The sequence below is a fragment of the Nostoc sp. genome, from assembly GCF_036917095.1.
Lineage (GTDB): Bacteria > Cyanobacteriota > Cyanobacteriia > Cyanobacteriales > Nostocaceae > Nostoc.
Genome location: NZ_JBALFH010000055.1, coordinates 23,605 through 36,891, shown reverse-complemented (window position 1 = coordinate 36,891; position 13,287 = coordinate 23,605). Strand labels below are relative to the sequence as shown.

The window sequence follows — 13,287 nt, the reverse complement described above, 5'->3', positions numbered from 1 at the left end:
AAGTTATGGTTGCGAATCCAGACGGAAAGTATTTGACTCCCCAGGAATACTTAAAATGGGAAGAACACCAAGAGATTAAATACGAATATATCAATGGTGAAGTCTTTGCCATAACTGGGGGTACAATTCCTCATACTAGTATTGCCTTAAACTTAGCTTCGGCATTAAAAAGTCACCTCCGAGGAAGTTCCTGTCGTGCTTTTATGGCAGATGCAAAAGTAGGAGTAACTGAGAACGGGCCATTTCACTACCCGGATGTTGTGGTGAGTTGTGATGAAAGAGATAGACAAGCTATTAAATTTATTCAGTATCCTTGTCTAATTGTCGAAGTTCTCTCCCCTAGTACAGAAGCTTACGACAGAGGCAAAAAATTTATGCAGTATCGGCGTATTCAGACTTTACAAGAATATGTCCTCATTGATGCTGAAAAAATCAGTTTAGATTGCTTTTGTATAAATAACAAAGGGATTTGGGAGTTACATCCTTATGAAGAGGGGGATGAAGTTAATTTACCTAGCGTTGATTTTCACTTTCCTATTTCTTTGGTTTATGAGGATGTTCAGTTTCCAACTTGAGTTTAGGGGAAACTACAGATGGTGGCAGAAAAAGTAAAATTACATTCGGATGATAAAAAATGACAGCACACGAAAGAGAACAGTTAATTAAAGATATCAACGTACTGCTACATCAAGCTTATGACAGTACTTTAGATGAAATTTATGCACTCTTAAAAAGAATCGATGATGTAGACGATGAAGAAGACTTAAAAGCCATTAAAGAAGCTAGGGAAGATATACGCATTAATGGCACTGTGTCTTGGGATGAAATTCAAAACGAAATAAGAAACGAAATAAACAAGGATGTTGCGTGAGTTACGAAGTTAAATTTTCAAGGGGTGCGAAAAAGCAGTTTAGGAAACTAGCTATAGACGTACAACAACGCATACAAACTAAAATCAATGAGTTGGCAATAGAACCGCGTCCAAACGGGGTAAAAAAATTACAAGCTGATGATAATTCATATCGTATTCGAGTAGGAGATTATCGAGTTGTTTATGAAATAGATGATGATGTTTTGATAGTGACTGTAATTAAAATAGGACATCGTAGCGAGATTTATAAAGATGAAAGTTAGCGGAGTGTGGAATATCGGTGCGATGCCTACGGCGGCAAGCTACGCTAATTTTGGTACGATTAGATCGTGCTAGTAATCCTGAAGAACCGTTTATCGCCGTGGTGAGTGGTGCAGGCTGAACCCGCAGTGCCACGATGGACTATGTTAGTGGATAATTTGTTTGTTTAAGCGATCTCCCACATACTAGTATAAAATAATGCGAAAAGATGTGCGTAGGCGTAGCCAGCCGTAGGCATAGCTTTTGACTTTCGGTTAAAATAGCAACAATGTAAATATTAAAACAATGGCGGAAACTGGCAGAATCAGGGTTGCTAAAGATAAGGCTGAGTTGGTAAAGGATTTAACATCTTCAGATGGTGGAACAGGCCCTTTTCAAACCTTTGCTGATGTGATTGTGTTTGCAGCAGCTTTGGGTGCAAAACATAAAAAACGTGTACCTTTGGGAGAGATTTCTAAAAGGGAACCGTCGCCAATACCCCAAGAACAGTTTATAGTTAGGGGATATAATACGGTAATAAATTTAATAGCAATTACTGAAACTCAAGATATTAAAGTTTTATCTCTCGAAGAAGGAAACAATAACGAAAAACGTAATTATGTTTTTGAAGAATATGCCAATGGTGGACTTGAAATATTACAATCAGAAATCCGGGGTGCAGTAGATTATTATGAAAGAATTTTATTGATTCTCAGTCATGAAAGGTTTAAAGATAACTCTCAAGAAGAGGATTTTGATTTAAGCAAATTTCTTTCATAAAACACTATCAATTTAAGGTTAATAATTACTAACAAATTAAAAAAACTTATTACTTATATAACGATAAAAGAATGAGTAAAGCACAACAGGCAGCACATCAGCGAAGTTTAGTTTATTACTGTGAATGTTTTTCTAAAATTAAAGTATATAAAACTCAGAAAAAGGGTGATGCCCTTAATAAACCCATATTACTTTTATCTATAATTGACCTAATTACACAAGATTTAATCACAGATAATCGTATCACCATATCAGATGAATTGATTGATACCTTCAAGAAGTATTGGGAAGTACTCGCTTCCAGTGCTTTTAAGGGAAGTGATTTTGCCCTTCCTTTTTTTCATCTAAAAAATGATCAGGGGAAATTTTGGCATCTTCAGTATAGTTCTGAATATGATGGTGGTCGTCCGCAAACAATTCCCAAACTCAAAGAAGATGTTGACTATGCACATTTGGATGATGAACTATTTAATTTTATTCAAGATGAAATTTCTAGGCAAATATTAATTGATGCACTTGTTTCAGCTTGGCTGCCATCTGAAGGTAATACGATAGAAAGTTTTTTAAACATTAACCAAAATTTTGAAGATGCACCCTTACAAATAGACAAAACTGTTGAGTCTAGTAATTTAGATCCTAATCCTAGATGGAGATTAAGAAAAGCAATAATTAGAAATGCTTTTTTCAGGAAAGCAATTGTAAACATTTATGATTATAAATGCGCTTTTTGTGGGCTGAAAGTAACTAAATCTGTAACTCAAAACATTGTTGATGGCGCACATATAAAGCCATTCTCGCAATTCTATGACAGTAGAATTCATAATGGAATAGCACTGTGTAAAAATCATCATTGGGCATTTGATAGGGGTTGGTTTGCTGTAGATGAGCAATACAAAATTATAGTTAGCAATGATTTGGAAGAAGCATCTCCTCATGCTAAACCTATGAAAGATTTTGAAGGTGAAACAATACTTCTACCAAATACAGAGCAACACTTTCCAGAACTGGAAGCGCTGCAATGGCATCGCCAAAACATATTTCAATCAAGATGAAATAAATATCAAACTACACCCATACAAGAGTTTAACTGCCAATATGGGTATAGTTATTAACGCTCAGGCAAGTTTAACTATTCAGTTAACTTCAACATGGGAACTAAAAGAAGGTTAGACCATGTTGAAGCAGAACGTCCAAAGGCGGCTGGATTTCCCCTCCCCTCATTTCTGTAGGCAGTTAGCAAGTTATTCAGGAGGGTATTTCCCATCTCATCCCATAACTTTTCTACAGGACGCTCCCACTTTCCATCTTTGATAAATACACGGAAGGCTGCAAGAATGGGAAATACGAAAGTAATGGGAAGGGTGTGATTAAATTGCTTACCTGTGATGAACTGATAAGTCTTTTTTTCAACGCCGTTTAACTTACTCAGCCCTTTTTGCCGATCATATTCATCACGAAGGCACTCCTCAATATAGAGGACATCTTTAAGTAAAGGTACAATCTCACTAAAGTCTTCCTTTTTCCAATTCTTAATGAGAGTTCCGTATGCAGAGCAAGTTGCGCTAGGATTTTTAGGTGAACCGTCAGAACCTCGCCAGGGGTACAACTTATTATTAATGCAAGCAAGGCGACGAACCAAATCAGTCACATCGAATTGCTTATTTTCACCTTCTCTGAAGGCAACATAAGGTTTACATCCAGGAGGAAGGTATTCTTCGATGATGTCCCAATCTCCAGCTAGGTTTTTAAGACTAAACTCCTCAACACTCTCACTAGTATTACGATACCTGCTGATATTCGATATTTCTTCTTGGCTGATGTTGACCAGCACAAAAATTTGCACACTAGCATTTTCTAACTCTGAGTAGTCAGCCTTACCAGTTTGTGGGTTAAGTTTTGGTTTAGATCCTTTTGATTTTAATTTATCGTAATGACTGCGGGCTTTTGTGATAGCAGTGTAAGTGTGCCCACCATTTACAATACCATTACCTATGAAATTGTCTTCCTGTCCCTCCTCAGGACTGACAAGTAAAAGCTCAACGTCAAACCCTCCACCGGCACCATGACCTTTAACCTGTATTGAGTCTGCAACAATTAAAATTCCATTGTTGTAGAAAATAAACTCTTCTGGCTTTTGTGCCAGAGTAGTCAACATACTCTTTACAGTCCGCCGATTCTCGTTAGCTAGTCTCGCATTGGGATCTAAAGGCAAACCTTGAGGGACTTCGCATAGAGGAACTGTCAGATTCCAAATTACCCGACTGGACTCTTTATCCTCTTTGTATGCTTTACAAGCAGCAGTAGCAAAGAAAGGAGCTGTTATTTTTGTAGCCATTTATTTTTCCTGCGCTCTACGGAACGCCTTGCTTATGTTTTATGCCCAACTGGACACTCACAAAATTATACACTCGTACTTTGCCTAAATGCAACTACATAAACGTCATTTTATATACAATCCTTACAGGACAGGTGGAAGTCCCACTTGCTTGGGTTCAACAAACTTGCCATCAAAACCTATAGTTTTATCTTCCAAAGTTCTAGCATCAGCCAAAGCCTTACGAAGTTCAGCACGTTCCATCTGTTCCTGAATTCCACCCAGAATGTAAACCAATAACTTCGCGGCTAAATCTCGTCCAGCAACCTGCACTCGCTTTTTATTTGGGTCATACAAAACCCCATACCAAAGAGATTGGGGATATTCCATACCACTAAAACCACCTTGCTGGTCAAACTTCCGCAGTTTCTTAAAAATATCTGCCAGGGAAAAACCTTTTTTAAAAACCAAAATTCCCAAAGCTTGCGCTAATGCAACTTGAGCAACTGGACGGAAAAGCATATTTCCTTCACCTCCATCCTTCTCAAAGCTGAAGCGCCGTAAAGCTGGTGTATCCTCGTGTTCTAAAATTTTATAACTAGAAAGACTAGCTAAAGAATCAAATAGCTTTTTAAATTCCTCAATTCCCTGCTCAATTTCTTCATCCTCTGGACGCATGGGAATTAGACCTTTCTCTAAGGGTTTCCAGTGAGGGAACTTTTGAGCCAAATATCGCTCAGACATATCTTGTAGAGCTTGCAAAGTCGTCAAAACTGTAGAATTGGAAGCCACTGTTGCACTATTCCAATTAACACGGGGATTGCGCTCTTGTTTTTGTTCTAATAGTGGATGTGTAACTGCAATTTTTCTAGCAACGATCGCAAAACCATCATCTTCATTCAACTGTGTTAGCTGACCTTTAGTCAAGGGTGCAGCCATCAGATTAACATGAACAAAAATCGATCTCACCCTCCGCCTCGCCTGGGTGCGAGTTTCCCCAGCCGCTACCGCACAGATGAACTCAATACCAATTTTTTCCTTGGGTAAATTTTGCAAGTAAGCAAGGTCTACTTGGTATTTTTCTATCAAATCATTGACTGTAATAAAACTGTCATCAGCACCTTTATCTTTTTTATAGCGCTGGAGTTTGCGAGTTTTAATTAACTCCATCAATCCCTGTACACCCATTAATCGGTGTTGACCATCTAGTGCATAAATAGTTACATCATCCTCAGAAATATTTAGCAGACCTACTTTAGCGTCTTTATCTAGGGGGATGAAATCAGTAGTAGACTTTGTGGCGCGTCCTTCACTATCCCACTCAGCAGCTTTAGGATTATCCACCCACGGTTGATTAATTACTACCAACACTGGCGGAAACTTATGGTTGTGTCTAGCCGCCAAATACTGCACTAGTGGCGCTTGACGTGACCAATCAAGGGGACGCTGCTGAATTTCATCAATACTATCCGCGTCAATCTCGACATTATCAGTTTCAGGATTATACTTTTTTTGAAACAGAGGTAAGCCAGAGGCGAAGTGAACCCGACCTGCAAACCATTCCAGTGTAACAGAGCTAACATAAGCCTCAGTACCACCCATCTCGGTTTTTTGAACGAGAATCTGATCTTTTCTCCCTAAAAACTTCTCTAGGAGTAAAGCTAGTACCTGTTTTTCCTTGTTTTCCCGTTCCAGGTATTCTCTAGCGATGTCAGCAGTGGGGTCAGATGCACTATCTTTCATGTTAAATTTTAAAAACAGAATAGGATTATGTCGTTTAATTATCCAAAAATTTGGATATTAGTAGTAAAGTTTTTAAAAACTTTTCTTCAACCCAGGTCGCTGGGTTTTGTCTGTATAGCCGCGAATTCTATTCGCCGGGATATTACACCAGTGTTTCCAGAGAGAAGGAGAAATGACTACAGCACAACAAGCAGAAAATAAAAACCAGCAAACACGTACTGTAGCAGAGTTAGTGGACTATATCCAAGCTCTCACCACTGAAATTCAAGAATTGTATTGTTTAGATGAGATACCTTGGGTGGTGGGCTATTCGGGTGGAAAAGACAGTACTGCTACCTTACAGCTTATCTGGAATGCGATCGCGGCACTACCAGTTGAAAAGCGAAAAAAGACTATTCATGTTATTACAACTGATACCCTGGTAGAAAATCCTGTGGTCTCTGTTTGGGTACGTAACTCTTTAGAACAGATGAAAGTTGCTGCTAAAGAGCAAGAAATGCCAATTGAACCCCATTTGCTTTATCCTGCAATTAAGGATACCTTTTGGGTAAACTTAATTGGGAAAGGCTACCCAGCGCCACGAAACAGATTTAGATGGTGTACTGAACGCCTTAAAATTCAACCATCTGACAGCTTTATCCGTGCAGTTATTAGGTCTAATGGTGAAGTAATTCTTGTCTTAGGTACACGCAAGGCTGAAAGTACGAAACGTGCTGCTACGATGGCTAAACATAGAGAATCGCGGGTACGTGATCACATAAATACTAATCCCAATCGACCTAACTCATTGATTTATCTTCCTATTGAAGATTGGCGTACTGATGAAGTTTGGATTTACTTAAATCAGTGGCAAAATTCTTGGGGATATAGCAACAAAGACTTATTCATTATGTATCGAGGTGCAACAGCCGATAATGAATGTCCACTAGTTGTTGATACTTCTACTCCTAGCTGTGGTGATTCACGATTTGGCTGCTGGGTTTGCACAATAGTTAGTAAGGATAAATCAATGGAGGCAATGATCCAAAATGATGAAGAGAAAGAATGGATGCAGCCTCTATTGGATATCCGTAACGAACTAGATATTAAAGATGACTGGGACAAGAGAGATTTTAGAAGAATTTGGGGAGATGTCCAACTATTTGAGCGCAATAAAGATGGGGAAACAACTGTTGTACCAATTCCTGGTCCCTATACGAAATATTGGCGGGAACATTGGCTTAGACGACTATTAGAAGCGCAAACAAAAACCCGTCGGACAGCGCCAGAAAATATGCGCGATATCACCCTCATTACTCTAGAAGAAATGAGCGAAATTCGCCGCATTTGGCTAGAAGAAAAACACGAATTTGATGATAGCTTACCCCGGATTTATCAAGAAGTGACTGGCGAAGAATTTCAAGACCCCCGTCCTGGTGCTGACTATAGTCTACTAGGTCGTGATGAATGGATAGTATTAGAAGAAATCTGTGAAGGTGACGCGATGCACTTGGAACTCATGGCGAAATTGTTAGACACAGAACGCCAGTATCGCAAAAAAACTCGTCGCGTAGGAATATACGAAACTCTAGAAAAATGTTTTAATACGAGTTCCCGTTCTCCAGAAGATGCTATTAAAAATGCTCGTTTGAAACGCGAATTAAGCGAAGCCGTTAGTCAAGGTGATGTTGCAAAAGTTAAACAGATGACTTTGGGCGATGTTGCAGCAATCAATGAAATAGATGAAGGTAAAACTGAAAGTGATGAAGAGGTAACTTGGGCAAGTATGAAATTTAAAAAGGAAGACTCAGAATAATGAAGACGGGAGTCAACGAAACTACTTAAAGAACGCTTGACAAAGTTGGGTTATCTTAAAACAAGCGAGGTTCTATGATTCAAGCCATACACAAATTAGTAACTTTTGAAGATTTTGCAGCTTGGCGACCGGAGGGTGGGAGATACGAATTACATGATGGCGTGATTGTTGAAATGGCACAACCAGTCGGAGATCATGAGGATGTTGTTGGTTTTTTGGCGCTAAATATATCTATCGAAATTGGACGAAAAAAACTTCCTTACTTCATTCCAAAAACTGTATTAGTCAAGCCATTTGAAGGTGAATCAGCTTATTCACCAGACATCTTAATAATCAATCGACCAAATTTAGTGAATGAGCCTTTATGGAAAAAAGAATCAACTGTATCTCAAGCTACATCTATTCCCTTAGTTATTGAAGTTGTTAGTACTAATTGGCGAGATGATTACTACAAAAAGTTAGCTGATTATGAAGCTATAGGTATTCCCGAATATTGGATTATAGATTATGCGGCTATAGGTGCTAGGAAGTTTATTGGTAATCCTAAGCTGCCTACTATATCCATTTATCAATTAATTGATGGTGAGTACCAAGTTACTCAATTTAAAGGCGATACCCATATTGTCTCGCCTACTTTCCCAGAATTGAATTTAACCGCAGAACAGATTTTTCAAGCTGGAGGTGTGCAAATAGACCTAACCCCCTAACCCCCTTCCCGAAGCGGGAAGGGGGAACAATTCAAAGCCTCTCTCCTTTTAGGAGAGAGGTTTGGAGAGAGGTCAAAACTGTACTGCACCCAGGCGAGAACCGCTATATCTATATTTCATAGACAATATTTTTTCTCAATGCGTCAGACAAAACCATCTAATTAATTTTATCTGATTCCTTTCATCACAAACTTTCTGCTTCTGCGATCGCTGTCGAATTCATGTTAATCTTAAAAATCAATGATATTTCTTGAACTCGTTCTACAAAACTTTGGCCCCTACAGTGGGAAACAGGTAATCAATCTTAACCCAAAAAATGATGAGGAAAACTCGCGTCCAATTATCCTATTAGGTGGGATGAATGGCGGTGGAAAAACCACCCTTATGGATGCCATTCGTCTCGCTCTTTATGGCGCTCGTGCCCAATGTTCTACCCGTGGTAATTTAAGTTATAGTGATTTTCTCAATCAATGCGTTAACAATAAAATTGATCCAGTTGCAGACACGCGGATTGAGTTGCTTTTTGAACATATTGAAAACGATAAACCAATAAAATACCGGGTTGTCCGTAGCTGGACAAAAAATCCTAAAGATGGTAAAGATACACTAGGTATTTTAGGTGACAGTGATACATGGCCTGATGCTTTAGTTAATATTTGGGATGAGTATATTGAAAATCTCCTGCCATTAGGTATTTCTAACTTATTTCTCTTTGATGGTGAACAAGTTAAAGAACTTGCAGAACAGGAAACACCACCACCAGTTGTAGTAGATGCAATTCGTGGACTTTTAGGGCTAGAGTTAGCAGATCGTTTAGCAGTCGATTTAGATATCTTAGTTAATCGTAAACTTAAAGAAGTTGGTAATAGTAAGGATTTAGCAAACTTAGAGGAAATTGAAACTAGGTTAACCCAACAACAAGAAGATTATCAAACCACAGAAGAGAAAGTAGAAATTCTCAAAAATCAGGTAGAAGAGTTAGAACAAAAGCAGCAAGAAGCCTTTGATAAATTCATTTCTGAAGGTGGAAAGATTGCAGCCGAACGCACTCAACTAGAATTACAAAAGGATACAAAAATTGCGGAAATTGAACAAGTACGTCAGTCAATGTGTGAATTAGCAGCTGATGTTTTACCTCTAGCATTAATTCCCAATTTGCTTACTCAGGCGCAGACACAGGGCGAAAAAGAATTTCGCCATCAACAGGTACAAATTTCTAAAGATTTGTTAATTGAGCGAGATCAGCGTTTACTCGCTTGGCTAAATCAAGTAGAAATTTCTCCGATACAAGTTGAAGAAATCCAATCATTTTTAATCCAAGATGTAGATAGTTTATATGCAAAGACTCTCCAGACAGAAGCACCTTGGCTATTAGCTGATGATGAAACTTTAAGTCAGCTAGATAATCTTATATATCACTTACAAAATTCTAAACTTTCTGCAAAAGAAAAATTAGCTATTCTCAAAAATAAAGAAGAAGAAATTAATACTCTAGAAAGGCAAGTGCAAACGGCAGCAGCACCAGAAGATTATACAAAGCTGCGTCAGGCATTAGAAGCGGCACAAAATCAAGTTGTTGAAGCTAAAGCAAATTACGAAACAATTCGGCGCCGTTTAGCTGAATTAGAAACTATTATTGCCAAGTCAAAGAGAGAATTAAGTGATTATACACTAGAAAATATTAAGCATAAAAATAGCGAACATATTATTACCTCTGCGGCTAAAGTTCAAAACACACTCAAGATTTTTCGTGAAAAATTAACTCTGCGGAAACTCAATAAATTAGAGGAGGAAGTTAAAAATTGCTTCCTTTATCTTCTCCACAAATCAGACTTAGTGCATCGCATCACCATTGATACCAAGACTTTCAGCCTTTTGCTTTATGATTTAAATGGTAAACCTGTTCCTAAACATCGTTTATCGGCAGGCGAAAAACAACTACTTGCGATCGCATTCCTCTGGGGTCTAGCAAAAGTCTCTGGACACCGCCTACCAGTTGCAATCGATACGCCACTAGGGAGACTAGACTCCTCTCACCGCAGTAACTTAGTTGAACGTTACTTTCCATCCGCCAGCCATCAAGTGATTTTGTTATCTACGGATACTGAGATTGGAAAGAAAGAAGTTGAAACACTGCGAGAAAACGAAGCGATCGCCCGCGAATACCTGCTCAAATACGACTCCTCCACCCGCCAAACAACAGTAGTAGAAAATCAATATTTTTGGTAGTAAATATCGTCTAAAAAAGATATTTACAATATATATCACGAGCTTTGGAAAGTAGATAAGCAATTATGAACTCGCCCCACGTATTAAAAATAGAGAATGACCTACGTGTTCTGTCATTAGAAGAATTAGAATGGTTATTAGAACGGATCGCAAAACAAGTGCAAGAAAGAAAGCAAATAGTAAATAAATTCACTGATGTTAAATATATGAATGAACAACTAGTTGCAATGGCTAGTGATTTAGATATACAAACAGAAATTACCACTATTAATAATGAATTTAGTATTACAGAAATGGATGGTTTAGAAAAGCTGTGAGCATTGAGAGAGGACAAATTTATTTTGTCAATCTTAATCCAGTGCTGGGTCGAGAACAGGCAGGAACAAGACCAATTTTAGTTTTATCTATAGACGCTATCAATCAATTACCTTTGGTTGTGATTGTAATTGTAGGTACGAAAGGAACAAATATTAAGCGTGATTATCCAACTAATATCCGAGTCTCGCTAGGCGACAGTGGATTGCTTATAGAAACAATGTTCTTATGTTTTCAAATTCGTTCTTTAGATCCAAATCGCTTTCCTGCTGATCCATCTGGCAAACTTTCTGACTCCAAGATGCTTGAAGTTGAAACTGCGGTTCGCTACTGTTTGGGTTTATGACCGAAAACTACTTTAATTTTTAGGAAGATTATGGAATCACCAATCGAAAGAATAAAACTCTCCCAAACAGCTAAAGACCAACTTACCAAACTTAAGCGCAGCACCAAAATCGACCAATGGAATATCCTATGCCGTTGGGCGTTTTGTCGTTCCCTCGCAGAATCAACCACACCCTCCCCCGTCCCAATCCCCCAAGATAGCAACGTCGAAATGAGTTGGCGCGTCTTTGGCGGCGAAATGTCCGATATACTCCTCCTCGCCCTCAAGCAACGCTGTCACAATGACGGTTATCCCACCGACAAAGAAACCCTCGCTACTCAATTCCGCTTACATTTGCATCGTGGAATTGGCTACTTAGCAGGCGATCCAAATATCAAGAAAATTGAAGATTTAATTGAACTAGCGGTTAAAAATTGAAAGGATATTAGTTGATTGTTAACTGTTGACTGTTAACTGACAACTAATATTATGCCTGAAGCGCTAGAAATTGAGCGTCATAGAGCTGCGATCGCTCGCACTGATATATCTCGCCCCGTGCGATTGGCAATAGAATGGGCAATCCTACATCAAGACACCACTTTTTTTGACTACGGTTGCGGCTATGGTGGTGATGTCTGGCGAGTAAAAAACTTAGGTTACACGAGTACAGGCTGGGACCCTTACTACTATCCCGATGTCCCACGCATCGCCGCCGATGTAGTCAACTTGGGCTATGTTCTCAACGTCATTGAAGACGCAGAGGAACGCCGTCAAAGCCTGATCCAAGCCTGGGAACTCACCGGGAAAGTTTTAATTGTCGCGGCTCAAATACTGATTAACGCTCCCAGCAAAACCCAACTTGCTTACAATGATGGCATTGTGACGCGCCGCAATACTTTTCAGAAATATTACGAACAAGAAGAACTCAAAACTTATATTGATAAAGTCCTAAATGTCGATGCAGTACCGATCGCACTAGGCGTGTACTTTGTTTTTCGAGATGAAGCTGAAAAAGAAAGCTACAAAGCTATCCGCTTCTTTTCTGCGACTTCTACACCGCGAGTCCGTATCCCCATCAAGCGGTTTGAAGACTATCAAGAACAGCTGCAACCACTCATGGCTTTTTTTACCAAACGCGGTAGATTACCTGTAAAAGGCGAATTGGAAAATGAACAGGAATTACTCAGCGAATTTGGTAACTTTCGCCGCGCCTTCGGCGTAGTTTTGCAAGCTACTGATGAGGCTGAATGGGATGCGATCGCTTATCGTCGTTCTCTAGATATCCAAGTTTATCTCGCCCTGACCCACTTTGATAAACGCCCTGCATGGCAAAAGCTAGCACCAGAAATGCGCCACGATATCAAAGCCTTTTTTAGTAGTTATGAAGAAGCTTGTCAAGTAGCCGACCAAAAACTTTTCAGCTTGGGTAAACCTGGGGTGATTCAAACTGCTTGCGAAAAAAGCAAAATTGGTAAACATACCCGCGGTGCTCTTTACGTCCACGTTTCCGCACTTGCAGCACTCGATCCCGTACTACGAATTTGTGAAGGTTGCGCTAGCCGTACCATTGGGCGTGTGGATGAAGCTACATTAATCAAATATCACACTGATAAGCCGCAAATATCCTATCTGTCTTACCCGGAATTCGATACCGATCCCCACCCGGCGTTAAAAGCCAGCATTGGTATTGACTTAAAAACCCTCTTCGTGACTCATCGAGACTACGAAACTAGGGCAAATCCCCCGATTTTGCACCGTAAGGAAACATTTGTCACTAGCGACTACCCAGGCTACGAAGAATTTGCTAAACTCACCCAACAAGAACAGCAATTAGGATTACTCAATAGCAAAAGCGACATTGGTACGCGTGAAGGTTGGGAAAAATGCCTTGCTACATACAGAGTAGAAATCAGGGGGCATCAGGTTTATCCAATTCAGGAAAGTTAAGAAAACGCTGACGCTATAAGG

The 13,287-nt window shown here is 39.3% G+C and carries 14 protein-coding genes; 12 read left to right on the top strand and 2 right to left on the bottom strand.

Annotation, left to right across the window (positions count from 1 at the left end; all coding sequences use genetic code 11):
- Positions 1-5 precede the first annotated feature (5 nt).
- The 5 genes from V7L01_RS32455 to V7L01_RS32435 all read left to right on the top strand — a co-directional run bounded on the left by V7L01_RS32455 (position 6) and on the right by V7L01_RS32435 (position 2,943).
- Positions 6-575 (top strand): Uma2 family endonuclease, encoded by a 570-nt coding sequence (locus V7L01_RS32455; RefSeq protein WP_335042340.1) that lies wholly within the window; start codon positions 6-8, stop codon positions 573-575.
- Positions 576-634: 59 nt separating this feature from the next.
- A complete protein-coding gene (locus V7L01_RS32450) occupies positions 635-871 on the top strand; it encodes a hypothetical protein (RefSeq protein ID WP_334953327.1) in 237 nt (78 codons plus the stop codon).
- Complete coding sequence (locus V7L01_RS32445; protein ID WP_335042337.1) at positions 868-1,134, top strand: type II toxin-antitoxin system RelE family toxin; 267 nt, start codon at positions 868-870, stop codon at positions 1,132-1,134. Before V7L01_RS32450 ends, V7L01_RS32445 begins: the two co-directional genes overlap by 4 nt.
- 283 nt (positions 1,135-1,417) lie before the next feature.
- Positions 1,418-1,891, top strand: a complete 474-nt coding sequence (locus V7L01_RS32440) for a DNA phosphorothioation-associated protein 4 (protein ID WP_335042335.1) — start codon at positions 1,418-1,420, stop codon at positions 1,889-1,891.
- Positions 1,892-1,962: 71 nt separating this feature from the next.
- Entirely contained in the window at positions 1,963-2,943 is a 981-nt protein-coding gene (locus V7L01_RS32435) for an HNH endonuclease (protein ID WP_335042333.1), read from the top strand.
- A gap of 77 nt (positions 2,944-3,020) precedes the next feature.
- Here V7L01_RS32435 and V7L01_RS32430 read toward each other — a convergent pair whose 3' ends face one another.
- Together V7L01_RS32430 and V7L01_RS32425 are read right to left on the bottom strand one after the other, a co-directional pair.
- Entirely contained in the window at positions 3,021-4,226 is a 1,206-nt protein-coding gene (locus V7L01_RS32430; protein WP_334926214.1) for an AIPR family protein, read from the bottom strand.
- A gap of 123 nt (positions 4,227-4,349) precedes the next feature.
- Positions 4,350-5,948 carry a DGQHR domain-containing protein gene (locus V7L01_RS32425; RefSeq protein WP_335042331.1) on the bottom strand — a complete coding sequence of 533 codons (1,599 nt, stop codon included), beginning with the start codon at positions 5,946-5,948 and terminating at the stop codon, positions 4,350-4,352.
- Between the two features lie 172 nt (positions 5,949-6,120).
- Between V7L01_RS32425 and dndC the strand changes: the two genes are divergently transcribed.
- The 7 genes from dndC to V7L01_RS32390 all read left to right on the top strand — a co-directional run bounded on the left by dndC (position 6,121) and on the right by V7L01_RS32390 (position 13,266).
- Positions 6,121-7,743: a DNA phosphorothioation system sulfurtransferase DndC gene (dndC, locus tag V7L01_RS32420; protein ID WP_335042329.1), complete on the top strand. Its 1,623-nt coding sequence runs from the start codon at positions 6,121-6,123 to the stop codon at positions 7,741-7,743.
- Between the two features lie 74 nt (positions 7,744-7,817).
- Complete coding sequence (locus V7L01_RS32415; protein WP_335042327.1) at positions 7,818-8,450, top strand: Uma2 family endonuclease; 633 nt, start codon at positions 7,818-7,820, stop codon at positions 8,448-8,450.
- Positions 8,451-8,690: 240 nt separating this feature from the next.
- Entirely contained in the window at positions 8,691-10,679 is a 1,989-nt protein-coding gene (gene dndD, locus V7L01_RS32410; RefSeq protein ID WP_335042325.1) for a DNA sulfur modification protein DndD, read from the top strand.
- Positions 10,680-10,744: 65 nt separating this feature from the next.
- Positions 10,745-10,996, top strand: coding sequence for a hypothetical protein (locus V7L01_RS32405; RefSeq protein ID WP_094353031.1), 252 nt, complete (start codon positions 10,745-10,747; stop codon positions 10,994-10,996).
- Positions 10,993-11,340 (top strand): type II toxin-antitoxin system PemK/MazF family toxin, encoded by a 348-nt coding sequence (locus V7L01_RS32400; RefSeq protein WP_335042320.1) that lies wholly within the window; start codon positions 10,993-10,995, stop codon positions 11,338-11,340. The genes V7L01_RS32405 and V7L01_RS32400 overlap by 4 nt, the downstream gene beginning before the upstream one ends.
- A gap of 30 nt (positions 11,341-11,370) precedes the next feature.
- Positions 11,371-11,757, top strand: coding sequence for a DNA sulfur modification protein DndE (gene dndE / locus V7L01_RS32395; protein ID WP_094345020.1), 387 nt, complete (start codon positions 11,371-11,373; stop codon positions 11,755-11,757).
- Between the two features lie 51 nt (positions 11,758-11,808).
- Positions 11,809-13,266 carry a DNA phosphorothioation-associated putative methyltransferase gene (locus V7L01_RS32390; RefSeq protein ID WP_335042318.1) on the top strand — a complete coding sequence of 486 codons (1,458 nt, stop codon included), beginning with the start codon at positions 11,809-11,811 and terminating at the stop codon, positions 13,264-13,266.
- Positions 13,267-13,287: the final 21 nt, after the last annotated feature.

Coding starts and splice junctions, on each gene's coding strand:
- V7L01_RS32440 (WP_335042335.1), top strand. CDS start 1,418: ATGGCGGAAACTGGCAGAATCAGGGTTGCTAAAGATAAGGCTGAGTTG.
- V7L01_RS32425 (WP_335042331.1), bottom strand. CDS start 5,948: ATGAAAGATAGTGCATCTGACCCCACTGCTGACATCGCTAGAGAATAC.
- dndD (WP_335042325.1), top strand. CDS start 8,691: ATGATATTTCTTGAACTCGTTCTACAAAACTTTGGCCCCTACAGTGGG.
- V7L01_RS32455 (WP_335042340.1), top strand. CDS start 6: ATGGTTGCGAATCCAGACGGAAAGTATTTGACTCCCCAGGAATACTTA.
- V7L01_RS32430 (WP_334926214.1), bottom strand. CDS start 4,226: ATGGCTACAAAAATAACAGCTCCTTTCTTTGCTACTGCTGCTTGTAAA.
- dndE (WP_094345020.1), top strand. CDS start 11,371: ATGGAATCACCAATCGAAAGAATAAAACTCTCCCAAACAGCTAAAGAC.
- V7L01_RS32390 (WP_335042318.1), top strand. CDS start 11,809: ATGCCTGAAGCGCTAGAAATTGAGCGTCATAGAGCTGCGATCGCTCGC.
- V7L01_RS32415 (WP_335042327.1), top strand. CDS start 7,818: ATGATTCAAGCCATACACAAATTAGTAACTTTTGAAGATTTTGCAGCT.
- V7L01_RS32435 (WP_335042333.1), top strand. CDS start 1,963: ATGAGTAAAGCACAACAGGCAGCACATCAGCGAAGTTTAGTTTATTAC.
- dndC (WP_335042329.1), top strand. CDS start 6,121: ATGACTACAGCACAACAAGCAGAAAATAAAAACCAGCAAACACGTACT.
- V7L01_RS32450 (WP_334953327.1), top strand. CDS start 635: ATGACAGCACACGAAAGAGAACAGTTAATTAAAGATATCAACGTACTG.
- V7L01_RS32405 (WP_094353031.1), top strand. CDS start 10,745: ATGAACTCGCCCCACGTATTAAAAATAGAGAATGACCTACGTGTTCTG.